22 protein-coding genes are annotated in these 24,435 nt (G+C 69.3%); 9 read left to right on the plus strand and 13 right to left on the minus strand.

Features of this window, described 5'->3' with window-relative positions:
* Positions 1 to 6: 6 nt before the first annotated feature.
* Both ABZ904_RS21665 and ABZ904_RS21670 read right to left on the minus strand, forming a co-directional pair.
* Positions 7 to 981, minus strand: a complete 975-nt coding sequence (locus ABZ904_RS21665) for a site-specific integrase (RefSeq protein ID WP_361825103.1) — start codon at positions 979 to 981, stop codon at positions 7 to 9.
* A 169-nt stretch (positions 982 to 1,150) separates the two neighbouring features.
* Entirely contained in the window at positions 1,151 to 1,573 is a 423-nt protein-coding gene (locus tag ABZ904_RS21670; protein ID WP_361825105.1) for a hypothetical protein, read from the minus strand.
* Between the two features lie 216 nt (positions 1,574 to 1,789).
* Between ABZ904_RS21670 and pgm the strand changes: the two genes are divergently transcribed.
* Entirely contained in the window at positions 1,790 to 3,430 is a 1,641-nt protein-coding gene (gene pgm / locus ABZ904_RS21675) for a phosphoglucomutase (alpha-D-glucose-1,6-bisphosphate-dependent) (RefSeq protein ID WP_361825107.1), read from the plus strand.
* 95 nt (positions 3,431 to 3,525) lie between these two features.
* Here pgm and ABZ904_RS21680 read toward each other — a convergent pair whose 3' ends face one another.
* Positions 3,526 to 4,929, minus strand: a complete 1,404-nt coding sequence (locus ABZ904_RS21680; protein ID WP_359407543.1) for an amino acid permease — start codon at positions 4,927 to 4,929, stop codon at positions 3,526 to 3,528.
* Between the two features lie 300 nt (positions 4,930 to 5,229).
* Here ABZ904_RS21680 and ABZ904_RS21685 point away from each other — a divergent pair, with 300 nt between their 5' ends.
* On the plus strand, positions 5,230 to 5,658 hold the full coding sequence (locus ABZ904_RS21685) for a hypothetical protein (RefSeq protein WP_359407546.1): 429 nt from the start codon (positions 5,230 to 5,232) through the stop codon (positions 5,656 to 5,658).
* A gap of 342 nt (positions 5,659 to 6,000) precedes the next feature.
* Here the strand turns inward: ABZ904_RS21685 and ABZ904_RS21690 are convergent, their stop codons facing one another.
* From ABZ904_RS21690 to ABZ904_RS21700, 3 genes are read right to left on the minus strand one after another with little or no spacing between them, the layout of a single operon-like run.
* Entirely contained in the window at positions 6,001 to 6,450 is a 450-nt protein-coding gene (locus tag ABZ904_RS21690) for a hypothetical protein (RefSeq protein WP_359407549.1), read from the minus strand.
* A complete protein-coding gene (locus ABZ904_RS21695) occupies positions 6,447 to 7,490 on the minus strand; it encodes a BN159_2729 family protein (protein ID WP_359407552.1) in 1,044 nt (347 codons plus the stop codon). The genes ABZ904_RS21690 and ABZ904_RS21695 overlap by 4 nt, the downstream gene beginning before the upstream one ends.
* Positions 7,487 to 8,083: a sigma-70 family RNA polymerase sigma factor gene (locus tag ABZ904_RS21700; protein ID WP_359407555.1), complete on the minus strand. Its 597-nt coding sequence runs from the start codon at positions 8,081 to 8,083 to the stop codon at positions 7,487 to 7,489. The genes ABZ904_RS21695 and ABZ904_RS21700 overlap by 4 nt, the downstream gene beginning before the upstream one ends.
* 612 nt (positions 8,084 to 8,695) lie before the next feature.
* Between ABZ904_RS21700 and ABZ904_RS21705 the strand changes: the two genes are divergently transcribed.
* A complete protein-coding gene (locus ABZ904_RS21705) occupies positions 8,696 to 9,163 on the plus strand; it encodes a transcriptional regulator (RefSeq protein ID WP_359407558.1) in 468 nt (155 codons plus the stop codon).
* A gap of 120 nt (positions 9,164 to 9,283) precedes the next feature.
* Complete coding sequence (locus ABZ904_RS21710; RefSeq protein WP_359407561.1) at positions 9,284 to 9,745, plus strand: hypothetical protein; 462 nt, start codon at positions 9,284 to 9,286, stop codon at positions 9,743 to 9,745.
* Positions 9,746 to 10,058: 313 nt separating this feature from the next.
* Here the strand turns inward: ABZ904_RS21710 and ABZ904_RS21715 are convergent, their stop codons facing one another.
* The 3 genes from ABZ904_RS21715 to ABZ904_RS21725 all read right to left on the minus strand — a co-directional run bounded on the left by ABZ904_RS21715 (position 10,059) and on the right by ABZ904_RS21725 (position 12,343).
* Positions 10,059 to 10,964: a DMT family transporter gene (locus tag ABZ904_RS21715; RefSeq protein WP_359407564.1), complete on the minus strand. Its 906-nt coding sequence runs from the start codon at positions 10,962 to 10,964 to the stop codon at positions 10,059 to 10,061.
* Positions 10,965 to 11,207: 243 nt separating this feature from the next.
* On the minus strand, positions 11,208 to 12,218 hold the full coding sequence (locus tag ABZ904_RS21720; RefSeq protein ID WP_359407566.1) for a GlxA family transcriptional regulator: 1,011 nt from the start codon (positions 12,216 to 12,218) through the stop codon (positions 11,208 to 11,210).
* Entirely contained in the window at positions 12,206 to 12,343 is a 138-nt protein-coding gene (locus ABZ904_RS21725) for a hypothetical protein (protein WP_361825111.1), read from the minus strand. The genes ABZ904_RS21720 and ABZ904_RS21725 overlap by 13 nt, the downstream gene beginning before the upstream one ends.
* A 327-nt stretch (positions 12,344 to 12,670) precedes the next feature.
* Between ABZ904_RS21725 and ABZ904_RS21730 the strand changes: the two genes are divergently transcribed.
* A complete protein-coding gene (locus tag ABZ904_RS21730; RefSeq protein ID WP_360995297.1) occupies positions 12,671 to 12,895 on the plus strand; it encodes an SDR family oxidoreductase in 225 nt (74 codons plus the stop codon).
* Between the two features lie 145 nt (positions 12,896 to 13,040).
* Here ABZ904_RS21730 and ABZ904_RS21735 read toward each other — a convergent pair whose 3' ends face one another.
* Positions 13,041 to 14,345: a glycoside hydrolase family 3 N-terminal domain-containing protein gene (locus tag ABZ904_RS21735; protein WP_360995300.1), complete on the minus strand. Its 1,305-nt coding sequence runs from the start codon at positions 14,343 to 14,345 to the stop codon at positions 13,041 to 13,043.
* A 932-nt stretch (positions 14,346 to 15,277) separates the two neighbouring features.
* Between ABZ904_RS21735 and ABZ904_RS21740 the strand changes: the two genes are divergently transcribed.
* Together ABZ904_RS21740 and ABZ904_RS21745 are read left to right on the plus strand one after the other, a co-directional pair.
* Positions 15,278 to 15,610: a hypothetical protein gene (locus ABZ904_RS21740; protein ID WP_361825113.1), complete on the plus strand. Its 333-nt coding sequence runs from the start codon at positions 15,278 to 15,280 to the stop codon at positions 15,608 to 15,610.
* A gap of 331 nt (positions 15,611 to 15,941) precedes the next feature.
* Entirely contained in the window at positions 15,942 to 16,118 is a 177-nt protein-coding gene (locus ABZ904_RS21745) for a hypothetical protein (protein WP_359407581.1), read from the plus strand.
* Between the two features lie 405 nt (positions 16,119 to 16,523).
* Here ABZ904_RS21745 and ABZ904_RS21750 read toward each other — a convergent pair whose 3' ends face one another.
* Positions 16,524 to 16,823 (minus strand): hypothetical protein, encoded by a 300-nt coding sequence (locus tag ABZ904_RS21750; protein WP_361825115.1) that lies wholly within the window; start codon positions 16,821 to 16,823, stop codon positions 16,524 to 16,526.
* A gap of 670 nt (positions 16,824 to 17,493) precedes the next feature.
* Here ABZ904_RS21750 and ABZ904_RS21755 point away from each other — a divergent pair.
* Positions 17,494 to 18,852 (plus strand): beta-1,3-glucanase family protein, encoded by a 1,359-nt coding sequence (locus ABZ904_RS21755; protein ID WP_361825117.1) that lies wholly within the window; start codon positions 17,494 to 17,496, stop codon positions 18,850 to 18,852.
* Positions 18,853 to 19,030: 178 nt separating this feature from the next.
* Here the strand turns inward: ABZ904_RS21755 and ABZ904_RS21760 are convergent, their stop codons facing one another.
* Together ABZ904_RS21760 and ABZ904_RS21765 are read right to left on the minus strand one after the other, a co-directional pair.
* Complete coding sequence (locus ABZ904_RS21760; RefSeq protein ID WP_360995312.1) at positions 19,031 to 19,525, minus strand: hypothetical protein; 495 nt, start codon at positions 19,523 to 19,525, stop codon at positions 19,031 to 19,033.
* A 538-nt stretch (positions 19,526 to 20,063) separates the two neighbouring features.
* Positions 20,064 to 20,264 (minus strand): hypothetical protein, encoded by a 201-nt coding sequence (locus tag ABZ904_RS21765; protein WP_360995315.1) that lies wholly within the window; start codon positions 20,262 to 20,264, stop codon positions 20,064 to 20,066.
* Positions 20,265 to 20,328: 64 nt separating this feature from the next.
* Between ABZ904_RS21765 and ABZ904_RS21770 the strand changes: the two genes are divergently transcribed.
* Positions 20,329 to 24,366, plus strand: a complete 4,038-nt coding sequence (locus tag ABZ904_RS21770) for a carboxypeptidase regulatory-like domain-containing protein (protein WP_361825120.1) — start codon at positions 20,329 to 20,331, stop codon at positions 24,364 to 24,366.
* The last annotated feature ends 69 nt before the right edge of the window (positions 24,367 to 24,435 follow it).

The raw sequence follows: 24,435 nt of genomic DNA on the forward strand, positions 1-24,435 counted from the left end.
GGCCGCTCAGCGCCTGCTGCCGCCGGGTGCGAGCAGGCTGGTGAGTTCGGCGATGGCTTCCGGGGAGGGCTTGAAGTAGCGACGGAGGTTCTCCGGCTTCTTGTGCCGGGACTTCGCCATCAGCATCAGCAGCGACGCGCCCTGCTCTCCGAGGTGGGTTAGGGAGGAGTGCCGGTACTCGTGCAGGTCCCAGCCCGTGCCGGACCCGCGCACGGCGGTGTGCTCGTCCAGCAGCGCGCGGGCCTGCCCGTACGACAGGCGGGCCAGCCCGGTGTCCAGGCACACGTCGCGGGGGCTGACGACCTTGCCCGGCCCCGGGCGTCGGTGGGTGACGAACACCGGCCCGCGGGTGCGGCCCTTCAGCAGGCGGGGCAGGAGCCGGGCGGTACCGGCGTCCCAGTACACGGTCTCCAGCACGAAGTCCTCGCGCGTCTGGCTCCGGCGTCGGGCCTTGCTCCGCGCTCCCTTGGCCTTGACCAGGCAGCGACGCCCGGCGAAGTCCAGGTCCTCGATGTTCACGCCGAGGATCTCCTCCGCACGGCCGGCGGTTTCGTACAGCATCCGCCACAGGGTCTTCTCCCGCAGGTGTACCTCGCGCCGCGCGACCAGCCGGTCGATTGCCATCTTCGAGCGGGCCGGGGTCTCGGAGTCCGGCACCGCCAGCCGCTTCGCCCAGGCTGAGACCATCGGTCCCTCGTAGCCGCGCTCCCGGCACCAGCCGAGCCAGGACAACACCCCCGCCCGCCGGGAGTTCCACGTGTTGACCGCCGCGGTGCCCCACAGCAATTCCAGAGCCTCGCCGATCTCGTCGTCCGCGACCGACGCCAGCGGCCGGGCCTCCCCGATCCGTTCGGCCGTCTTGCCGACCCCGATCCCGTAGTTGCGGACCGTGTTCGGGTTGCCGAGCGAGTCGAGGAACACGTCCGCCGCCGCGCGGACGGTCAACGCCTTCCCGGCTGGCAGCTGCACAACGACGGGCACCACTTTCCCCTTGCCGCAGATAACAGGGCCGCTTCACGTACGGCTTGGAGAACGTCACCGCAGGTGACGGATCAAGCTACCGCAGATATTGGGGTGTTATCTGCGGGACGACTTCAGACCGGCCCCGCCCCCGGCGACCCGTCAGCCACCCACCAGAGACGACGAGGGCTTAGCGCCGGTTTTCGTTCCGATGTTCCTCGACCCCCGGATAGAACAGGAAACCGAGGTCGTGGGTGCTGGTGTCGTACTGCCGGGGAGCGAGTCTCTGTGCGGACTCCAGCGCCCATGTGCGGAACGCGTCGTCCTCGCTGTAGAGCCACGCCATCCACAGCGTCCCCGGCCAGAACCCGCCGACCCAGTCTCCGTTCTGCGAATACACCCACTTCTCGAACTTCGTACCGACGGGGAAGGCCTTCACAACCGGCGCGACGGAACGGACCTTGTCCACCGCGTAGTCGGCCGCCACGCGGAGCGTGCGCTCCGTCTGCGCCGGGGTCCGGGTGGCGAGGGCCTGTGCGGGTTGTGCCGAGGAAGCGTATGCAGCGGCGGCGCCGGCCGCCGTCGCCATGACGGTACGTCGGGAAACACTCACTGGCTCCCACCTCTCGAACTCGACAGCGTGACAAGGGAGTTGAAGGAGTCTTGCACGGCAGCTCCCTTCAGTACACTCATGTAAGCAAAGTTCATGTACATGAACCGGGAGGCGTCGGTTATTCGGCATACCGGGCCGGAACCTGCACTGCCTTCCCTGTAGGAAGGAAGATGAGATCGCGAGCGGACGCACGGTCGATGTGGAGGAGTGGGTGCCATGGAGCATGAACGAGCGGGCAGGCCGGCCGGACCGGAGGACCTGATCGACGTCGCCCGGCTGGTGACGGCGTACTACGCACTGCACCCCGACCCGGCGGATCCGGGGCAGCGCGTGACGTTCGGTACTTCCGGACACCGTGGGTCGTCGACGGCGACGGCGTTCAACGAGGACCACATTGCCGCGACCAGCCAGGCCATCTGCGAATTCCGTGCGGGGCAGGGCATCGACGGCCCCCTGTTCCTGGGGGCGGACACGCACGCCCTGTCCGAGCCCGCGAAGGTCACCGCTCTCGAGGTGTTCGCGGCCAACGACGTGACGGTGCTGATCGACACCGCGGACGGCTACACCCCCACCCCGGCGGTCTCGCACGCCATCCTGACTCACAACCGGGGCCGCACCTCGGGTCTCGCCGACGGCGTGGTCGTCACCCCCTCGCACAACCCGCCCTCGGACGGCGGCTTCAAGTACAACCCTCCGAGCGGCGGTCCGGCGGGCTCCGACACGACCTCCTGGATCCAGGACCGGGCCAACGACATCATCACGGCCGGCCTGAAGGACGTACGACGCATCCCGTACATCCGGGCGCTCGCCGCTCCCGGCACCGGCCGCTACGACTTCCTCGGCACCTACGTCTCCGATCTGCCGAGCGTGCTGGACCTCGACGCGATCCGGGACGCGGGGGTGCGGATCGGAGCCGATCCGCTGGGCGGAGCGTCCGTGGCCTACTGGGGGCGCATCGCGGAGCAGCACCGGCTGGACCTGACGGTGGTCAATCCGCTCACCGACCCCACCTGGCGGTTCATGACGCTGGACTGGGACGGCAAGATCCGTATGGACTGCTCGTCGCCGTACGCGATGGCGTCGCTCATCGAGCAGCGCGACCGTTTCCGGATCGCGACGGGCAACGACGCGGACGCCGACCGGCACGGCATCGTCACACCGGACGCCGGGCTGATGAACCCCAACCACTACCTCGCCGCGGCCATCGCCTACCTGTACGCCCACCGCGCCCAGTGGCCAGCCGCCGCAGGCGTCGGCAAGACGCTGGTCTCCTCGGGCATGATCGACCGGGTCGCCGGCGACCTCGGCCGACGGCTGGTGGAAGTGCCCGTGGGCTTCAAGTGGTTCGTGGACGGGCTGGTGGACGGATCGCTCGGCTTCGGTGGCGAGGAGTCCGCCGGGGCGTCCTTCCTGCGGCGAGACGGATCGGTGTGGACCACCGACAAGGACGGCATCATCCTGGCCCTGCTCGCCTCGGAGATCACGGCCGTCACCGACAAGACGCCGTCCCAGCACTATGCCGCGCTCACCGCGCGCTTCGGCGAACCCGCGTACGCCCGCATCGACGCACCCGCGACGCGCGAGGAGAAGGCACGTCTGGCCAAGCTGTCGCCGGCCCAGGTCAGCGCCGACACCCTCGCCGGTGAACCGGTCACCGCCGTGCTCACCGAAGCGCCGGGTAACGGCGCATCGATCGGCGGCATCAAGGTGACCACCGAGAACGCCTGGTTCGCCGCGCGGCCCTCGGGTACCGAGGACGTCTACAAGATCTACGCGGAGTCGTTCCGCGGGTCCGACCATCTCCGCCAGGTCCAGGAGGAGGCCAAGACCGTGGTCCTCGGGGCGTTGAACGGTTGACGCGACGGGCGCCGGCGGCGCGAGGCCTGGAGGGCTTGCGGTTCCGCCTGTCGTGCCGGTCCGCCACCACTCGGGCGGACCGGCACGGCGCCGGCTCAGGCGGTTGCGCGCCGCCGGGCCGCCAGCACCGCGTAGACGATGACGCCGGCGAACAGGAACAGCACACCCTGGTACACCGCCGCATAGCCCGCGCCCGCGACGAGCCACATCGAGAAGGCGATCGCGACCGCCGCGATCACGGCGTCCCGCACCAGCCGCGCACGGTCGACCTGTTCGCGCCGGCCCGAAACGAGGTGGAAGAGCTGCGCGGCGGTGGCCAGCAGATACGGCACGGTCGCGGTGAACGTGGTGACCAGGACCAGCATCTCGAAGACCTTGCCCGAGCCCGATGCGAAGTTGTAGACGGTCAGCAGCGAGGCGAGGACGACGGTGACACCCACGCCGACGGTCGGAACGCCGCGCCGCCGACGTGCGAAGGCCGCCGGGAACAGGCCGTCCTGTGCCGCGGCGTACGGGGTCTGGGCGCTCAGCAGCGTCCAGCCGTTGAGGCAGCCGGTCATCGACACGAGCGCGGCGAGCGCGACGGCCCAGCCGCCCCAGGTGCCGCCGAACATGGCGTTCACGGCGTCCGAGAACGGCGCGGTGGACTTCACCAGTCGGTCGTGCGCCACCGTGCCGAAGACGGACAGCGTGCCCAGCAGATAGACGAGCGCCGCGCCCGTGGTGCCGATGACGGTGGCCCGTCCCACATTGCGCCGCGCGTTGTCGACCTCTCCCGCGCTGACGGCGGCGGATTCCACGCCCAGGTAGGAGAAGAGGAGAATCGCGGCGCAGGCGGAGACCGCGCCGATCGGGCTGCCGCCGCCCGAATGGAACGGCCCGAGGTTGTCCGGGTCGAAGAAGAACAGCCCGCCCACCGCCACGAGCAGCAGGGGCGCGAACTTCAGCACGGTGGAGACGAGTTGGACGGCGCCCACGTAGCGGGTGCCCGCGAAGTTCGCGAGTGCGGGCAGCCACTGCAGGACGAGCGCGGCCAGACATGCGGTCCAGCGGTGGCCGTTCACCGGGATGAGCACGTCGAGATAGCCGACGGCGGCCACGGCGAGCGCCGCGTTCGACACCCAGGTGGTGATCCAGTACGCCCAGGCGGCGAGGAAGCCGGCGAAGTCGCCGAAGGCCTCGCGGGCGTAGACGTAGGGCCCGCCGGTGCGTGGGTCGCGCTCGGCGAGGCGGCCGAAGACCAGGGCCAGGGCGATGGCGCCGACGGTCAGGACGCCGAAGGCGAGCAGACTGACCGTGCCGTACGGCGCGACGGAGGCCGGAAGCAGGAAGATACCGCCGCCGATGATGTTGCCCATGACCAGGGCGGTGGCGACAGGCAGACCGAAGCGGCGGGCGTGCCGGCCGGTGTTGCCGTCCGTGTCTTCGGCAGCGGGGGCGGCCGCTGGGGTCTCCTGCGAGGCCGGAGCCGACTGAGGGACGGTTCCGGTGACGTGCATGGGGTGGTGCGCCTCTCTTCGAACTGGTGCCCGGGATCGCCGGGACGGGCCCTATGGTCGGACATCACCGGAGGCGCCCACAAATCCCTCGTTTTTGTCCCGTATGACACCCTCCGGTGCCGGAAAAGCTGCGCCCGTACGGGCCCTGGACCGGGAATCGTTCACCAGGCACCGATCCGGGAGGAGGGCGGCGCCGCACCGGCGAACGGCGAGGAGCGCCAGGCGCGGTGACCCTCGAACCCGCGCATGCCGGACTCCCCGTCCGCGTTTGTTGCCGGAATGAGGGGCAAGGCGATGTCCATGAGTGAACAGAACGGTGCAACGAATCAAAGCACGGGTACCAAACGGGCGGCCGCGGCCAAGGCGCGGCGGACCGCGGACAAGGCGACGGCTCCGGCTGCTCAGGCCGCGAAGAAGACCACGGCGATGACCGATGACGCGGCGTCAGCGGTCAAGGCCGGTGCCGAGCGCTCGGCCGAGGCCACCACGAAGGCCGCGCGGACCGCGGCCGCCGGCGTCGAGGCGGGCCGGCAGGCGGTCATCGCGACCGCGGGCCATGTCGCGGCCACGGCGAAGACGGCCTGGACGGTCATCGCGCATCGCAAGCTCGTCGTCGCCGGAGTGGGCGCCGGCCTGGCTGTGGTGAGCACCGCGTCCTATGCGGTCGGCCGTCGCGCGGCACGTCATACCCACGGCCCCCTGACCCGCCTCACCGGCGGGCGGATCTGACTCCGGTGGGGTGGGCGCAGCCACCCGTTGAAGAGACATGGAGTGGCAGGGCCCGGACCCTGGATTCCCAGGTCGTTCCTGGTCCTGCCCTCCCCACCGGATCCCCCCGAAGAAGAACCATCGCGGCACCTGAGAGCGGCCAGGACACTCAGGGTCGCGCTGATGGATCGTGAAGCAATACGGCCGTCCCTCCCGCCCGACGGGTCACTCCGCCAGTGATGCGCCAGGGACAGCAAGGTGATGCCAGGCCCCTGCAGGACGGCTGCGGCTCAAGGCCGAGTGCGTGCAGTGGAGCCCTTCATGCCAGGAGTCATCGCCCGCAGCAGGGCGATGAAAAGGCGCTCATCCGTCTCCCCTCTCGACGGCCGGTAGCGATCCGGGCGGCGGCCGTGGCAGCGATGCGGCGTGCGTTCCCTGGGCGGGTCCGGCGTACCTGACCGCTGCGGCGGGGGCGTGGGGTTCGGTGATGCCGCCGGCCTGTCGGCAGGAGTCGCCGCGCGTGCTGAAGTGGCGGCCGATGGTGCCTATCTCCGCCGGGCAGGCGGGCGGGGGACACGTGCCGGTGACAAGCCCTCGCTGCTGTCCGCCGCGGCTGCTCGGCGTTTGCCCGCCGGGCCGGAGCCACAGGTCCTCGAAGTCCTCGGCAACGCACTGGTGGACCCGGGACCCGGTGTTCAGCTGTCCCCGCCCACCCTGGTCGATGTGCGCCTGCGGCTCGCGGACGGGCCATGGACAGCCCTGGTCGCAGGTGAGCAGGGGTCGGCCGAGGCAGCGGTCGAGGACAACGGTCACTGTTCACCTCCGGTATCCCTGGTCGCGACCGGGACGGCCTCCGCCTCGGCCGGAGTGAGGGGGCCGTTGGCCATGACGATCGAGCTCAGTGGGTACACCGGGCCACTGGTGCCGCAGAGGGTCAGCAGCGGCATGTCGCCCTCCTGGCACTGGCCGAGGTAGAGCCACACCTGGCCGTGACGGTCGACCTGACCACGGGCGAGGTCGTAGATCCGGCCCCCCAGGCAAAACGGTTCCTCGGCGGATTCCGCGGCTTGGTCGAGCAGGCGGGGCACCCCATGGGCGGTGAGGTGGATGTCGACGCCGTCGATCTGTCCTGAGGCGATCTGTGCCCATCCGGCGCGCCGGGTCGGCACGTTGAGGGGTGCACCGATCGCGCCCAGCCAGTACTCCCAGTCGCCGAGGGCCAGGGCCCGGATGGCGATGGTGACGCGGTTGCGGTCAGGGGCGATCTGCATGACCTCGAGCCGATCGGCGTTCTCGGCCTGCAACTTGGCCGCTGTGGTGATCGCCCGGGCCTCCGCCAGGTCCCAGTCCGCCGCGCGCTGCTCCTGGGTGCCGGTGGTCTGCGCGCTGGTGGGCCTGATGGTGGGGGCCAGGTCCGAGAGGGGTACGACGGTCGGCTGCGGCAGGGTGCTCGCTGCATGGGGCGTGTCGCGAGAGGGGCGGGGCAGCACGATCGCGCCACGGGGCATCGAGGTGGGTGGCTCCGGGTCGGGAGCGCTTTCGTGGTGGGCCTCAGGCTCTTCCTCACGGTCACCGAGGAGCCCGTGCCGTCGCAGGGCGGTCGCCACCCGCAGGGCGACCGCGCTGGGGAAGCCGCATTCGGATGCGATGACGTCGACGGCGACCTTGTATCCGTCGGACAGGCTGCCCCGCGTTTCGACCTGTTCCCGCAGCCGCTTGAGAACGCCGGCGCCACCCGTCTCGACCAGGCGGCCCTGAGCATCGAGGTCGGCGACGAACTCCCGCGCCAACTGGCAGAGTTGATCCGTCAGTTGCTGCTGGACGTCGGTACAGGATTCGGGTGAGGTGGTCATGCTGGCACCCCTCCGTACGCCTTCCGGAGGGAGTCCAGCGCGCGCCACTGGAGCGTCTTGACGGCTCCGTCGGTGGTGCCGAGGGTGCGGGCCGTCTCGCTGACGGACATCTCGCCCAGGAACCGGAGCCGGATGACGACTTGCTGGCGCGGTGTGATCTCGGCCAGGGCATCGTGCAGGTCGGCCACGTCGAGGGCCGACAGCACGGTCTCCTCGGCGGTGCTGACCGGTGCCGTCCAGGCGTCCCACACATGCGTCATCTGGTCGACGAAGGTGAGGCGCTGGGTCGCGGCGACCTTGAAGTGGTCGGCGACCACATTGCGGGCGATCGTGCACAGCCAGGCGCGGATCGATGTACCGTTCCACCGGAACGTGTCGATCTTGGCCCAGGCCTTCACGAAGACGTCGGCGGTGAGGTCCTCGGCCAGTGTCGGGTTCGATCTGACGCGGTAGCCGATGAGCGTGGCGATGACGTCGTGGTGCATTCGGTACAGCTCGCCGAATGCCTCGGGGTCGCCTTGCTGGGCGCGGGCGATGAGAGCCGGTTCCCCGGTTTTGAAGCCGCCGGATACGGCGTTAGCCTTAGTGATCAAGGCCTACTCCCGTCATTCATGAGTAGATGAGCTCTGTGGGCTGGTGAGGGGAGGGGCTGCTTCGGCCACGGCCCGGCTGGGGGCGGCCCCTGCGTATGTCAGTCGGTCAAGCGCTGACGCCGGACTTGGGCAGGCGTCGGTCGCAGGCACGAATCGGTGGTGCGCCGCGGGTCTGCAGGTCGTCGTGCCCAAGGTGGGCAGCCGATCTTGTTGGCGCCGCGCAGGGTCCGGAGCGTGGCCGGCCTCGGTGTTCCGTGCCGGCCGCGAGCCGGTCGAGGAGGGACCTGTCGAAAACGTGTGCGCTGCCGCAGGGCGGCAACACTTTCGTCAGCGAGCTTGGCCATGCTTGGGGCGGAGCACGGCCAGGCGACCCCCCTTGATGATGTGCATGCGTGCGACTAACTCACGCGCTTGCAACTTACGCAAGTTGCTCACTTGTACGCAAGTTGCCAGGCTGAAGTGAGATGGGAAGTTTTTTTGATCCGTATGAATGGGGCGTATCGCGCATCTGGCCAGCTTGAACGCTCATCGCAGGGTTGACCTGCAATTATGCAAGCGTGCAACCGGCATGCAACTTGCACGCATGCGCGCTACTCTCCGAACATGCGGAGCATGGAAGAGTCCCCCCACGGGAACCGGGTAAAACGTCAAGCTCAGGCGGAGCGCGTCGGTGCGTATCTCACGCAGGCCGCCGCTGCGGCAGGGTACGACGTCCGCCCGCGGCAGGGCGGCCGAGCGCAACTCGCGGCCGCGACCGGACTGAGCCTCACCACCATCAGCCGAACGCTGGACGGTAAAACCCTGCCGCTGCCCTCGCAATTCTCGACGTGGGCGACGGTTCTTCGACTCGATCACCGGTCAATGTTGGTTGAAAGCGGCCTCATTCCTGCCGAACAAGGACCCGATCTCCCAAGCCGGGCGGTAACCTCAGCACCACTCTCTCCGGACGAGGCCATGAATGCGTGGGGTATCACCGATCCCATCATTCGCAAGACGCTCAATGCGAGCATCGTTCAGGCGATCAAGCTCCAAGAGGAGATCGATGCAGCCGACGACCGGGGGGCCGCTGCAAGGGGGTAACCGAAAGTGGTGTACAAACGGACTATCGCTAGCACCACTAGCTGCACGGCCGGTGGAATCCTGACAGGCGACGGTATCTGGACCCACACGTGGGAAGCCGCCGCGACCGGCCTCGGTTTATTGGCCGTGGGTATCGCCGGGGTGCTGGCCACGGCGATGTTCCACCTGCTCCGCGGCTTCGAGGCGCGTACCCGACGCGACATGGACCAGCTGGCCGAGGAGCGAAGCCTCTTCGAGCAGGACATGCGCGCGCGGGAGTACGAACTCCAGAGGCGCCAGGAAGCGTTGAATCGCCGTGCCGTGGCAACCTCTATCCGTCTTGCCAGCTATGCGAAGTCGGTGGACGACACGCGGACGGAGAACCGCACCCTGCGTGAGCGGATCCTGGAGCTGGAGGCCGAGATCGACGAGGTCAACGACGAGCGCAACCAGCTGATCTCCAACGAGCTCACCTTGGCCAGCGCCCAGTTCACGGCGCGGGCGTACGGGGATCTGCGGGCCGTCGCGGGGGGTGAGCAGCCGGCACGGATGCGACGTTCCGGTAAGCGGGGCGTCGAGCTCTTCGAACATGAACGGCGCTGAAAGCTTCTGGTGTGTCGAATGCGGGTCCGAACCGGCTCGCCTGAAGGCGCGGTCTCGCCGCCCATCGTTCGGATCGTCGCGTCCGCAGTGGGGAGGGGAAGGCGACGATATGACGTTCGTGTGACTGTTCGGGTATGAGGCAGCAGTGCGACTGGCGCCTCATGCCCGAACAGCCTCCCGGCACCTGTCGCCAGGGGGCGCGCCCACGCCGTCGCAGTGAAGTGCCGCGCTCGCACCACGGGCACGCGGCCTCGCGGGCGGTCTCTGCAGCTGTGCCGCCGCGCCGCTTGTCCGTCCAGAGGACAGGTGTTCGTCAGAGGGCGGCCGTCGTGTGCTGCTCCTCAGTCCCCGGCACCTTCTCGCCCGGGTCGACACACCGTGCGAGGCACCGCGTGCGAGACAGGGCGAAGACGCCGTAGCAGAGCAGAACGACACCCAGCGCCGCGGGCAGCAGCCACAGCCCGCGGCGCGGCGACTCCGCGAACAGCGTGATGCCGAGGCAGAAGCTCACCGTGGCGTCACCGAGTGTGAGGGCCGGCTGGGACGCGATCAGCGGACCTCCTTGCATGGCATAGCCCAGCAGGAAGATGGAGAGCGATCCGACGGCCGCGAAGCCGTAGGTCTGCCAGGTGAGGAAGAACGCCGGCACGCCGGCCTCGGAGAGCACCCCCATGGCGGACTTGACCAGCGCCGCGGTCAGTGCGTTGCCGATAGCGGCCGCGGACGCCAGGCACGCCGCGCGCGCCAGACCGAGCGGGCGCCGCAGACCGGCCAGGACGAGTACGGCGCCCGCCCCGCCTATGACGGCGAGCGTCGGTACCCACCAGACTCCGGGCACCTGGGCGCGTCCTCCGGAGGGAGCGGCTGAGAACAGCCCGACGGCCAGCCCTACGAAAATGCACACCACGCACAGCCACGCCTTGCGGGAGACCCGTACGTGGAAGACCGCGCTGCCGACCAGGAGGGCGAGCGGGAGTTCGAGGATGAAGACCGGCTGGACCGCCGCGAGGGTCCCCGCGTTCAGAGCCAGAGCCTGGAAGAGGGCCGCGAAGACGACCCCGAGGATGCCCCCGAACCAGATCGGGCTGTGCAGCAGATGCCGGACAAGACCGAGCCGCGCGCCGGAGTCGGGCACCTCCGACGCCGCGCGCCGTTGCAGCACAGTGCCCACCGCGTTGCTGCCGGCAGCCAAGACGGCGAACATGACCGCCAGGATCATCCCGCTTGCACCGCTTCCTTCTGCGCTGCCCGCTGTGGGCCCAGGCCTCGGTCCGGTCGCTGGTCATAAGGGGCATACTCGGGTGTTTTCCACCATGACACTCCTCAACAGGGGTTTCCAGCGCTGGCGACCCGGCCGCGCCGGTCCCCGAAGGGGTGCCCGACGTGATCGCCGATGCCGTCACAGTGAGTAGCGGCTCACCGGAAGGCGCCCCCAGGCCGCGTGGTCCCGGTCGACCTGGGGTCACCGTGCGTGATGGAAGCGGTCCTGCGTCGCCGTGGTGCGGAAGCGAGCACGGTACGTGGTCGGCGCGACGCCCAGCGTTTGCTGGAAGGCACGCCGCATGGTCTCCGCCGAGCCGAAGCCTGCCTGATCCGCGACGGTGTCGACGGTGTCGTTGCCCGCCTCGAGCAGTGCCTGCGCTGCCTCCAGCCGCAGAGACTCGAGGTACTGGCCCGGGGTCACACCGACCTCACTGCGAAACAGGCGGGTCAGGTGCCGGCCGCTCAGTCCCACGCGCCGGGCGAGACTGTCCACACCGCAGGAGCTGCGGGGGTCGGCCGCCAGAACGTTCATGGCTTCCCGTACCGCCGGGTGCTTGGCCTCCTTCGGCGCCAGCCGGACGCTGAACTGGGACTGACCACCGGGGCGGGCCATGAAGACGACCAGGTGCCGTGCCACGCTGCGTGCGATGTCCGGTCCCTGGTCGTCCTCGACCAGGGCGAGCGACAGATCGATTCCCGCCGTGACCCCTGCCGAGGTGCTGACCGCGCCGTCCCGGACGAAGACCGGGTCGGCCTGGACCTGCACCTTCGGGTATGCCGCGGCCAGTTCCCGGGTGAGCTCCCAGTGTGTGGCCGCCCGGCGGCCGTCCAGAGCGCCGGTCTCGGCTAGCAGGAAAGCACCGGCGCAGACGGAGGTGACCCGCCGGGACCGTCCGACCAGTTCGGTGGCGAGCCCGACCAGTTTCTCGTCGGAAACCGCCCGCTGCCATGGGATGCGGCCGGGCACGACCAGGGTGTCGATCCGGTCGGGCAGGATCTCGGGCGGCCCGTCCACGCCGACACGCACCCCGGAGGAGGTCCGGACGTCTGCCCCGTCGGTGGAGACGATCCGTACGTCGTAGTAGGCGCCGTAGGTGTTGGCGGTGGTGAACACCTCGGCGGGCCCGGTCACGTCCAGCAGCTGGACCTCGTCGAAGGCCACCACTGCCACGACATGGGGCGCGGAGGTGCTCCGGTTCACTGCGGCCACGGGGAGTCCTGGACGGAGCGGTGAATGAGTTCGCTCGCGGACCCGCCCACCCGCTCGGCCGCCTCCTGCGCCGGCACCGTGTCCGGAGCGCTCACCCCCGCCACGGTGTTCATGGCAGTCGTCATGGTGCTCACCCGGCCTTTCCCTCGTTTGCGGTGTCCGGCGGATCGGGCGTGGCGTGCCGTTCGCCGCCCGTCGTACTTCCAGCCTCCTGTCCAGGCCGAGTCTTCCACCATGGCGGTACGGACGCGCACCCCACACATACGGACATCGCTGCCCTGCCGCGGCAGGGCAGCGAGCCTCAGCTGCGACAGCGGACAGTCCGTGGGCGCGCGAGGCGGGAGGCTGGGGACAGGCCGCCTACAACATGACCAAGGGCGCGCTGGCGAACAGACCGACGTGATGGCGCTGGACCCGACCGGGAGATCCGGGTCAATGCCGTCCACCCTGGCGTGACGCTCAGCAGCCGGTTCCTGCGCGACGCGCTCGCCGAGGGGACCCCGCTGCGCGAACGATTCGCGGAGCGGGTACCCATGGGCCGGCCGGGCGAGCCGGCTGCCGTCGTCGCGTTCCTCGCCGCTCCCGACGCCGGCTATCTCAACGGCGTGCACATTCCCGTGGACGGTGGCCTGACCGCATCGAACGGCCAGGCCCACCTCTACAAGACCGAGGACTGAGGGCGAGGAGGGACGCGCGTGGAAATGCCGTCCGGGATGCCCGCGAGCCTGGACCGGCCCGTCGGCAAGACCGTCGACGGCGTGGCATGGGGCGCCGGTGACGGTCGATTCGGCGGCGCGCGGTCCGTCTTGTCTTGATGGCCTGTCAACTACAGGTCAGCTGGCCCGCGTTGAGCTTGGCGGTGAGGATCCGGTGGACGCTGTTGTTCACCTTGGTCCGGAACGAGGCGTCTTGCTGCATCCGGGCCTGAATGGCCTGTGCCATCGCCGGCACGGTGCTCGGCTGCACCGTCAGGATCATGTCCCCACCCGCCGCGATGAAGTTCAGCGCCCGCTGCGCAGGGGTGAAGGACCGTACCGCGACCGCGTTTCCGAGGTCGTCCGAGATGACCACGCCCTTGAATCCGAGCTGGGTGCGCAGCATTTGACCGATGACCGTGGGCGAGAAGGCCGCCAGATGCTTGGAGTCGATCTTGGTGTAGGTGGCCAGCGACACCATCACGAACGGTGAACCGGCAGCGATCCCGCTCCGGAAGGGGGTGAGGCTCGAGCTACTGGCGGTCGTCACCGTGTCCTTGACGTTCGCGGTGGTGTCGGTGTTGCCGATCACCTGGCCAAGTCCTGGAAAGTGCTTGAGCGTGGTCATCACGCCCGACTGCTTGAAGCCGGCGGCGAACGCGTTGGTGTGCGAGGTCACGGTGGCGGCGGTGTGGCCGTACTCCCGGTAGTAGTGCCCGATGGGGCCGTTCTTGGTGCCAAGGCTTGCCGGGACCACATCGGCGACCGGGGCCAGGTTGAGGTTGAGTCCGGCGGCCTTCAGCTGCTTGGCCCAGCCGGCGGCCCGGGTGCGCAGCGTCGTGGTCGACCAGCTGCCCTGGGTCAGCCCGTTGGGCATGGTCGAGAAGCCCGGGCCGCTGAGGACCTGGACCTGGCCGCCTTCCTGGTCCGTGGAGACCAGAAGCCCGACACGCCGGCCGCCGACCAGGTCCGCCTGGCCCCGGATGCTGTCCACCACCTTTCTCGTCGCCGTGACCCCGGCGGTGCTGCGCCCCGTCAGCATGATGGACCCCACGTGGTAGGTCCGCAGAGTGCGCAGCTGGGTCTGGTCCGGACGGGCCGCGTTGACTCCGCCCATGAAGAGCTGTCCGACCCGCTGAGCCGTGGTCATGCCGTTGAAGTACCGGTCGGTGCAGGTGACGGCGGGGGCCAGCGAGGTGGTTCCGGTGGCGGCCGCGGCTGCGCCGGTGGCTATGGAGCGGCTCGACAGGAAGCTCGCCGTCCAGGAGCCCTCTGCGCGTTGGCCGGTGGCGGCCGAGGGCGAGTCGCCGGCGCTCGCGTGAGCGACGGGTACGCCACAGGCGGCTGCGGCCAGCACCAGGGTGACGAGGGGGACCGCGGTGCGCATGGTTGCTGAGCGGCGGCCCTTGAGCCACCGGACACGTGCCGTCATGGATTTCTCTCCTGCCTCTGATGGTTCCCGGACCGCTGAGGCCACGGGTTTCAAAGCCGCTCGGTGCGCGGCGAACTCGGCGCACCGCGCCAATCACACGGTACGTTAATGCGTATTTGTCCGACTCCTAGTGGGTGTAGACAGGAATGGGGGCTCGGGGGTGCGCGACGCCCCGTTCGCCTGGGGTGGTGTCCCCCCAGGTAGACCGGTATTGGCGTGTCTGGGACGTCCTGCGGCGGCCCGGTGCGGGCATGCCGGCCCCTGCTGCTGGACCGACCGGGGCACGGATCGCATGGACATCGGTTCCTGCGGGCCGTCGACGATGGACCGTATGGCGCCGACGCCGGGCGTCTCCTGGGGGACGGTGAGTCGTTTGCCCATCTGGTGCCGCCGATTGCTCCGGCTCCTCCGCCGCGCCGGTCACGCCGGTCGGAGACAGGGGTGTTCGGCGCAGGCGATCCCCTGTTGCGGCGGCGTCGGCCGACGGCCGGAGGGGGCGCGATACCGGCCCTGACCGACACGTTCATGGCTCTGTGTCGCTGCCGAAGTGGCAGATGTGCGATGTGCGCGTGCGACCTGCTCGGTCACGCGTCCTCCGAACGAGGGCTGTTGATTGTTACGGAGGCCGTTGGGCCGGCCGGGGGAGTCCTTGCGGCGGGCCGGTCGAGGTGGGCCATGAGCGTCCACCGCTTGTGTGCTGATCACAGTGTGGTGGGGGGCGCAAGCGGACTACTCCAACCGGAGGGCCCGTTACTTCAGTGGTCCATGCACGGGAGCGTTACGGATATGTCCGTGTTTTGTAACGCGAATCGTCTCGTTGATCTGCTGCGGCCGGATCGAGCCAGAGTTGCGGACCTCGGCACCGAGCCGGGACTCGAATGGCGCGCCGGCCCCGCCAGGGTGGGCGTGCACGCACGTGAAGGGACAGCAGCATGTCTGTTTCTCGTAATGTCGTCCGCCTGTTTGCCACGTGTGTGGCATCGGGCGCCCTCGTGGGGGTGGCGGCCCTGCCGGCCCTCGCCAACGACGGCTGCCACGACCGAGACCTCGGGAGCAGCTACTCGGACAGCTACCGCCACGATGACGGCTACCTCTACCGCGCCGACTGGAACCGGGGCCGTGACTGGGACATGGGTTACGGCCGCGACTGGGACAACAGCTGGAAGCGCCACCACAAGCACCACAACAAGCACCACAACAAGCATCACAACAAGCACCATCACAAGCACCACAACAACGACTGGAACGGTTCGTACGGTTGGTAGGAGGGCCGCTAGCCCACCCCGGCGGGCGCGCCGGTGACGGCGCGGTTCCCCACACCCCGTGTCACACCCTCCGTCATGGTCGGCCGCGGCCATGACACCCCATCCGGGGGTCGAGGAGCGTAACCGACGCTCCCTCGGCCCCCGGGTCGTCTTTCGGGTAGCCGCGCCGCGACGATGGCTGCCGGTGCACCTGGTCATTACCGACTCGGCAGACGGGCGGCTTCACGCCGCACGTCGCAGGACGCCGTTCCGGCCCGAATGGGACGTCGAGAGCGGGGCATTCGCACCGCACGAGAAACCGACCACCCACTCATCCATCAGGGCGGACATCGTGCTGGCCATTGTCTCGGCAGTCCTCTTCTTCATCGCCTTCCTGATCAACGCGGCAGACCTCACCACCAACGACACCTTCTCTTCGACGAACGTCATGCTCCTCGGGCTGGCGGTGCTGGCCCTCCACGTCGCGGGCGTCGGCAGCGGCTGGGCCGTACGCGGCCGTAGACGCTGAGCGCAGGCAGGCCGGTCCCGCGTCGCTGCGCCCGAGGGAAGGACATCTTCCTCAAGCTCTGCTGCCGGGAACCCGCTTGCTGGTGGCGTGTGTCGGTACTGGGCGACATTCTCGCGACTGGCAGACGAAGACGGCCCGCTGCCGCTCAGCGGCGGCGGGCCGCCTCGGCAAGGGCACGCCGAGTCGGTGCACGTCAGGGCCAATGGCCCGTGCCCGGAGACCGGATGCTTCGTGACGCCCTACGGGCACGGAAGGTCCTGCCCGGAGGAAGGCGGGCGCTGCCGGCGGGTGACGACCGCGGCACGTGGTGGTGCCGTCGGGGGCGACGGCACGGTTCACCGCTGCTGTACGGCGTGCCGCCGCCCGCCCGACGACGCGGCAGGCCCTCGCACTGGCCGGTTCCGCCTACCGGGCGGCGGGGGTGAACAGGGCCAGTTGGTCCTTGCCCCACGGATCGTAGACCGCCAGTCGCTTCGCGGCCGCCGGGTCGAACATCGCCAGCTGGTCCGCCACCCAGGGATCGATGCCCTGGCGGGCGGTGCTGTGCGAGCAGTGGCCGGTGTCGTCCGCGACGGTGCGGGCGGGAGTGCGCCCCGTCGTGTGAGCGGTTGCCGCCGTCGCGGAGCCGTCGGCGGCGAAGAGAGCGCCTGCCACGACCACGGCACAAACGCCCGAGGTCGTCACACGCCGTATCAGCTTCTTCATGGTTCTCCTCCTTGCACAGCCCCTCGTTCCCTGACTGCGAACGATGGCGGCTGCCGTTGCGTCGGCGCTGGTCACGCTGCGGGTGCCGGCCTTGCAGGCACCTCGGCCCACCTCCCGTGGAGGCGTCCGGACGGGCGGTTACCCCACTCACCACTCCTCACACACCGGTGACGAGGGTCGGCGTGGGACGACGGTCCCGTGCGGCGAAGGCAAGGGGCATGGTGCCGCTGCCCGTGTGTGAGCGGGGACGTATGCAGTGGCGTCGACCGGGGACCGTCCACGCGGCGACGACGCGGCCGGCACCGCCGGGGGGCCGGAGCCGATCCGACCGGGACAGAAGGTCTGGACCGGCCCAGTCAAGAGGTGAACGCGCCATGTCGCCCGATGCGCCGAGGATGCTCAGAAGCCAAAGTCGCCTTCGCCTCACGGTCCAGCACCTTCGGCCGCATGTGAGCAAAGGATCTGACGCCCGAACATGGCCGGAAGACGGTTGAGGGGGAGCGGGGCGACGAGAGCAACTACTTCCGGCGGCACGTCGGTTCGACTGCTCCGCTCGTTTCGCGTTCAGTTGTTGACCGTGCGACGCAAGGGGAGTACAAACCCCGAATAGAGCGCTCTCAAGCACCGCTGTTCTTCATCCCCCACAGACAGCCACCGCTTTGGAGACCCCATGCGGACATCGTCACGCGCGCCGATATCGAGACCACTGTCCGGCGCCGCACGGTCCCGAACCGCTCTGTGCCTGATCCTCGCGCTGCTCGCCACATGCTTCTTCACGATGGCGCAGTCACCCGCCCGAGCCGACGACCAGCTGCTCTCCCGCGGTCGGCCCGCGACCGCGTCCTCGACCGAGAATGCGGCCTTCCCGGCCACAGCGGCGGTCGACGGCGACCCCGGCACCCGCTGGTCCTCGGCCTTCGCCGATCCGCAATGGCTTCAGGTGGACCTCGGTTCCGTCCAGCAGCTCACCCGCGTCACCCTTCGCTGGGAAGCCGCATACGCCACGGCCTACCAGATCCAGGCCTCCACCGACGCGCGGAACTGGACGACGATCTACTCCACGGCCACCTCCACCGGCGGCACGCAGAACCTGAACGTCGCCGGAAACGGCCGCTATGTACGCATGAGCGGAACCGCGAGAGCCACTCCGTACGGCTACTCCCTATGGGAGTTCGAGGTCTACGGCCCCGGCGGCAGTACCCCGCCCGCGGACGACTTCTGGGGCAGCACCAGCGACGTCCCGCCCGCGCAGAACGCCGTCGAGGTGAAGATCCTCAACCGCACCAACGGAAAGTACCCCGACACTCAGGTCTACTGGAGCTTCAACGGCCAGGTGCACTCCATCGCCGAACAGCCCTACCTCGACATGCCGGCCAACTCCGCAGGCCGCATGTACTTCTATCTGGGCTCGCCCAACGGCCCCTACTACGACTTCATCGAGTTCACCGTCGGCAACAACGTCTTCAACGGCAACACCACGCGCGTCGACGCCTTCGGCCTCAAGCTGGCCATGCGACTGCGCACCAAGGACGGCTACGACGTCGAGGTCGGCGAGAACCGGCAGACCTTCGCCGAGGACCGCTCAGCCACCTTCCAGCGCTTCGTCGACGCGGTCCCCGCCCCGTTCAAGACCCTGGCCCAGATCCAGGCCCCGTACCGCATCATCGCCCCCGGCAGCGCCCCCAACTTCCGTGCGGGCGGCGCCGATGCCGGCTACTTCACCGCCTACGCCCAGTCCGTCGGAGTCAACGCGGCCACGTCGGACATCTTCGGCTGCGCAGCCTCCCTGGCCGGCAACCCCGACATGTGCGCCGCCCTCAACCGCCACGTGGCCACGCTGCCGGCCTCTCAACAGGCCGACCCCAGCCAGTACTACAAGGCGGCCCCGGCGAACTACTACGCAAGGTTCTGGCACGACAACGCCATCAACCACTTGGCCTACGGCTTCCCCTACGACGACGTGGCGGGGCAGTCGTCCTTCATCTCCCACAGCAACCCGCAGTGGTTGCTGGTCGCCGTCGGCTGGTGACGAGCCGGTCGCCGGCCGAGGTCCCGGCCCGCAGGCCCTGACCTGTGGTGGACGACGACGGTGGTCCAGGTCGGCCATCGCGTCACGCCGGTGCGGCACCACAGAGCCGCACCGGCGTGGTCCCGCCTTCCTCGGCAACGGGACTGGACCCGCACGCGGCACCAGAGGACTTTCCTAGTCACATGCCGTCGGCCGTGCCCAGCCGCCACTCGTCGAACTCCTCCACGACGCTGCGCAGCCGCCACTGGGGGCTCTTCACGAACATGCCGCGCAGTTCGGCGACGGGGATCGCAGCCGGAAGGTAGTCGTCGTCTTCGTAGAGGTCCTCGTGGTCCGGATCCTCCATGGGGTCGCCCGGAACCCCCACGAAGGGTCCCTCCCATGCATCGGATTCGGCCGGGGAGTGGGGGTTGTACTTCCACACCGCCCCGGCGCGCACGCATACCTCGCCGAGGTACCAGGCGGGCACGGTCACCTGAGGGGTGTGCTGCGCGGCTCTGATGTCCTCCCAGGAGGAGAACTCGGCCCTGAGCACCGCGTCGAGCCGGTCGACCGAGTCCAGGGAGAAGTCCCAGACGCCCGGGTGGGAATCGGCCCACTGCGGGAACGCCTCTTCCTGCTCCTGCAGCCAGGCCCAGAGCCGGGGATGGTCCGTCCACTGCTGCTCACTCATGGGTCAGAGCCTAACCAGCCGCGTCGTCCGGTGGTGCCGCAGACCCAGGCATCCGCGCCGACCAATACGCTCTCCACGTCGGTCGGTGGCTCGCCGGTCGATGTGCGGCTGCTGCGTGAACACGCCAGCAGCACAGGAGGGTTGGCGTGAAGGGGGCATGCCTCACTTGGCAAGGCGTCGCAGCCGGCTCTCCTCCTGGGTGGTGCTCTCTGTGCGCCGGGGCCGGCGGCATTTCTGCTGCTGCCAAACGGGACGGCGCGCGAGCGAGAGCGTCACGTGGACGGCGCGACATGCACTGGGTCAGTGAGCGGCAGGTTCAGCGGCCGCCGACGTTGCGTGTCAAGGGGATCTTCGTGGCGGTTTTCGCCGTGAGGCTGATTCCCGCCGATGAAGATCCGTTGACGCGCAGGTTGCCTGTCCACAACGGTACTCAGCTGTGGATCCACCCGGATCCCATCGGGGCTTGGCGAGCGACGAGGGCATTGGCTTCGGATCCCATTGGAGAACGTATGGGGCTCGGCGAGCCACCGGTACGTGGCTATTGAAGGATCTCAGTGGACCCTACCCGGAACGCACGCGGGCGGCGACGAAGAATGGTGGTGGCCGTGTTGGCCGCCACGTTGGCGATGTTCGGTTTGGCCGGACCGGCCGCCGCGACCGTCAGCGCACGGCCGCCCGGCACGTCCGCGACCGCCGGCCTGACCTCGGCCGCAAGCGGCTCGGCGGCTGTGTCCGCCACGACACCGATGCCATCGACGAACAAGCATGCCACCCCGCTGTGTTCACTCCCGAAGAAGAAGGGCATGGCGCGGTGCTTCGCCGAACGGCGCACTGACGTCGCCTCGACCAAGGGCGTCCAACGGCTTGCCGCCGCTGTGTCCGGATACGGACCGTCCGACCTCGTCAGCGCCTACGCACTGCCGGCGGACGGCGGCGCGGGCCAGACTGTGGCCATCGTCGACGCCTTCGACGACCCGGCCGCCGAGGCCGATCTCGCCACCTACCGCTCCCAGTTCGGCCTGCCGCCGTGTACGACGGACAACGGCTGTTTCCGCAAGGTCGACCAGCGCGGCGGGACGTCGTACCCGGATGCGAACGCGGATTGGGCCGGTGAGATCTCGCTCGACCTGGACATGGTGTCCGCCGTGGCGCCGAGGGCGCACATCCTGCTCGTGGAGGCGGACGACAACAGCGACCCGAACCTGTTCGCGGCCGTGGACGAGGCGGTCGCACTGGGCGCGAAGTACGTGTCCAACAGCTATGGGTCGCAGTACAGTCCGGATCCGGGAAGCGGTGAGGACGCGTCGCAGGTCACCGATGCCGACGCGCACTTCAACCACCCTGGCGTGGCCATCGTCGCGTCCAGCGGTGACAGCAACTACGGGGTGTCCTACCCGGCCTCCTCGCAGTACGTCACCGCGGTCGGCGGCACCAGCCTCGTCCGGGACTCCAGCGCGCGCGGCTGGTCGGAGTCCGTGTGGAGCAGCGGAACCAACGGTGCGGGCAGCGGGTGTTCGCTGTACGAGGCGAAGCCGGCCTGGCAGCACGACAGCGGCTGCGACAAGCGCACGGTGGCCGACGTGGCCGCGGTGGCGGACCCGGCGACCGGTGTCGCGGTCTACGACTCCTACCAGCAGGGCGGCTGGAGCGTGTTCGGCGGCACCAGCGCCTCGGCACCCATCATCGCGGGTGTGTACGCCACCGCCGGCGCCCCGGTGAAGGACACGTATCCGGCGAGCTACCCGTACGCCAACGCCGCACACCTCAACGATGTGACCGCCGGCGCCAACGGCACGTGTTCGCCCGCGTATCTGTGCACGGCCGGTGCCGGTTACGACGGACCGACCGGGCTCGGCACGCCGAACGGCCTGGCCGCGTTCACCACGGGACCGCACGGCGCCATCACCGGTACCGTCACCGACGCCTCGACGAAGGCTCCGGTGGCCGGTGCGACGGTGACGATCGGTGACACGACGGCGCTGACCGACGCGTCGGGCCACTACAGTGCCTCGGCGCCGGTGGGCACCTACGACGCGACGGCGTCGGCCTACGGGTACGCGAAGAAGACGTTCAACGGTGTGTCCGTCACCGACGGCGGCTCGGTGACCGCGGACTTCGCACTCGACCCGCTGCCGACGGCCACGGTGTCCGGCAAGGTCACCGACGGCTCGGGCCACTCCTGGCCGCTGTACGCGACGATCAGCGCCGACGGCGTGCCCGGCGGGGCGGTCCACACCGACCCCTACACCGGCCGCTACAGCCTGAAACTGCTTCAGGGCCAGACGTACACGCTCAACCTGAACGCCAACTACCCGGGCTACGAAGCGGTGACGAAGAAGGTGACGGTCGGCACGTCGGACACGACCGCCGACCTGAGTGTCCCGGTCGACGTGTATGACTGCATTGCGCCCGGGTACACGGCCCACAACGCGGGTAAGACGGAGACGTTCGACGGGACGTCGATTCCGGCCGGTTGGACCTTGGACAATACGGCCACGGGCGCCTGGGCGTTCAACGACCCGCCGCTGCCGTGGTGGGATGCGAGACCTGGCAACCACACCGGCGGTAGCGGCGGCTTCGCCGTCACCGACACCTCCCATGTGGGCGGCCCGAACGTCGCGGACATGTCGCTGATCTCCCCCGTGACCGACTTCTCCGGTGCCGCGAACCCGTACCTGACGTTCAACACCGACCTCTGGGCATGGATATCCACCGCGGACGTCGATGTCACCACTGACGGCGGCGCCACCTGGAAGAACGCCTGGCGCAGCAGGGCGACCGACGTCCACGGCCCGGCGCACGTGGACGTACCGCTGCCGATGGCCGCTCACCAGTCCGCCGTACAGGTGCGGTTCCACTTCACAGATGGTGCTGTAGCTTGGTGGCAGGTGGACGACGTCTTCCTCGGCAATCGCACGTGTGACCCCATCCCGGGCGGCCTGGTGGCCGGAACGGTCACCGACGCCAACACCGGCCAGCCCGTCGTGGGCGCGAGCGTCACCAGCGCGGAAAAGCCGGCCGAGCACGTGATGACCGCCGCGACCCCGGACGACCCGAACCTGCCCGACGGCTTCTACTCGGTGTTCTCCTCGCTCACCGGTACGCACGACTTCACTGCGGCGAGGCGGAACTACACCACGGCCACCGCCCATGTCGACGTGGCGGCGGACGCGGTCACCCGGACGTCGCTCGCCCTCAAGGCAGGCCGGATCACCGTCACACCGGGCAAGGTCGGCCTGTCCGTGCCCTGGCAGGGCAAGGCCGCTCAAACCGTCACCGTGAAGAACACCGGCAGCGCACCGGCCAAGGTGACGTTCGGCGAGCATGTCGGCGGTGTGACACCGCTGACCGCGCACGGCGCGCCCACCACGCGGATCAAGGGCACGTACTCGCCGCTGTCCCTGGTCGACAAGAACGGCACGAAGGGCAGCACGGTCCGCAAGGCGGCCGAGGCCCCAGCGAACTCCTCGGTACCGGCCGCCGCGCCGTGGACCGCCATCGCCGACTACCCGGCGGGCACCGTCATGGACAACGCCGTCGTCTCGCTCGGCGGCAAGATCTACTCGGCCTTCGGGGTCGGCAGCAACGGCTTCTACGACGCCATGTACGCCTATGACCCGGCCACCGGAACCTGGTCGCAGAAGGCGAGCACCGCGACCAAGCGTGAGACTCCGGCCATGGCCGTGCTGAACGGGAAGATTTACGCGACGGGCGGCCTGGACCTGGACCCGAGCAACTGGGGACACCCGGAGGCCAGGACCGAGGTCTACGACCCGGCGACGAACGCGTGGACGACCGCCGCGGCCAATCCGCACCCGCTCTGGGCCTCCGGTGTCGCCGTTCTCGACGGCAAGATGTACGTCGTCGGCGGTTGCCCCGGCGACGGAGAGTGCGGCGCCACGGACGTCATGGAGTACGACCCGGCCACCGACTCGTGGAGCCGCGACGCCGACTACCCCGAGCCGGTCAGCTGGGAGTCGTGCGGCGCGATCTCCGGCGAGCTGTACTGCGCCGGCGGCACCGGCCCCAACGGCGAGACCAAGCACACGTATGTCTACGACCCGCACTCCGACACATGGACGCGGGTGGCGGACCTGCCCATCGACCTGTACGCCTCCGGGTACACGACGGCGCAGGGCCGGCTGCTGGTCTCCGGCGGTGTCACCGACCACGACTCCGTCATCACGAACCAGGGATTCGCCTACGACCCCGCCGGTGACACCTGGGCGCCCATCCCGAACTCGAACAACACGCTCTACCGCGGCGGCAGCGCGTGCGGGTTCTACAAGATCGGCGGCCGGACGGACGACCTGGACGGCGGCTTCGAACCGGTCGACGTGGCCAGCGGCGAAATGCTGCCGGGCATGGCCGACTGCGGCGACACCAATGACGTGAGCTGGCTCGCGGCGAATCCGAAGACGGTCACGGTCGCACCGGGGGCCAGCGCCACGATCACCGTGAACGTCGACGCGAGTGCCGCGGACATCACCCAGCCCGGTACGTACACGGCGGCCCTGGTGGTCGGCACGGACACGCCGTACCGGACGCCGACCCAGCCGGTGTCGATGACGGTCGCCCCGCCCAAGACCTGGGGCAAGATCACCGGCACCGTCACCGGGCCGTCGGGTCCGCTGCCCGGCGCACAGGTCCAGATCACCACGCCGGCGGGCCACTACACCCTCAGGACCGACGACGACGGCCACTACCAACTGTGGCTCGACGCGCGGAACAACCCGTTGCAAGTGATCTGCTCGCACAGCGGCTACCAGCCGCAGGGGACCACGGTAGTGATCAAGAAGGGAGCGACGACGACGCTGAACTTCGCCTTGCAGAAGGTCTAGTTCAGCCCGGCGGGAGGGGGCCGGACCCGGCGGTGTCACCGCCCGGCCCCTCCCGCGTGCCGCCCCGTC

This window comes from Streptomyces sp. NPDC046900, assembly GCF_040644975.1.
Taxonomy (GTDB): Bacteria; Actinomycetota; Actinomycetes; order Streptomycetales; family Streptomycetaceae; genus Streptomyces.

Excerpts from the sequence above, each read along its gene's own strand:
- ABZ904_RS21770 (WP_361825120.1), top strand. The coding sequence starts at position 20,329 with ATGGCGCGGTGCTTCGCCGAACGGCGCACTGACGTCGCCTCGACCAAG.
- ABZ904_RS21750 (WP_361825115.1), bottom strand. The coding sequence starts at position 16,823 with ATGAAGAAGCTGATACGGCGTGTGACGACCTCGGGCGTTTGTGCCGTG.
- ABZ904_RS21685 (WP_359407546.1), top strand. The coding sequence starts at position 5,230 with ATGAGTGAACAGAACGGTGCAACGAATCAAAGCACGGGTACCAAACGG.
- ABZ904_RS21705 (WP_359407558.1), top strand. The coding sequence starts at position 8,696 with ATGGAAGAGTCCCCCCACGGGAACCGGGTAAAACGTCAAGCTCAGGCG.
- ABZ904_RS21760 (WP_360995312.1), bottom strand. The coding sequence starts at position 19,525 with ATGAGTGAGCAGCAGTGGACGGACCATCCCCGGCTCTGGGCCTGGCTG.
- ABZ904_RS21695 (WP_359407552.1), bottom strand. The coding sequence starts at position 7,490 with ATGACCACCTCACCCGAATCCTGTACCGACGTCCAGCAGCAACTGACG.
- ABZ904_RS21735 (WP_360995300.1), bottom strand. The coding sequence starts at position 14,345 with ATGACGGCACGTGTCCGGTGGCTCAAGGGCCGCCGCTCAGCAACCATG.
- ABZ904_RS21755 (WP_361825117.1), top strand. The coding sequence starts at position 17,494 with ATGCGGACATCGTCACGCGCGCCGATATCGAGACCACTGTCCGGCGCC.
- pgm (WP_361825107.1), top strand. The coding sequence starts at position 1,790 with ATGGAGCATGAACGAGCGGGCAGGCCGGCCGGACCGGAGGACCTGATC.
- ABZ904_RS21715 (WP_359407564.1), bottom strand. The coding sequence starts at position 10,964 with ATGATCCTGGCGGTCATGTTCGCCGTCTTGGCTGCCGGCAGCAACGCG.
- ABZ904_RS21680 (WP_359407543.1), bottom strand. The coding sequence starts at position 4,929 with ATGCACGTCACCGGAACCGTCCCTCAGTCGGCTCCGGCCTCGCAGGAG.
- ABZ904_RS21740 (WP_361825113.1), top strand. The coding sequence starts at position 15,278 with ATGTCTGTTTCTCGTAATGTCGTCCGCCTGTTTGCCACGTGTGTGGCA.
- ABZ904_RS21725 (WP_361825111.1), bottom strand. The coding sequence starts at position 12,343 with ATGACGACTGCCATGAACACCGTGGCGGGGGTGAGCGCTCCGGACACG.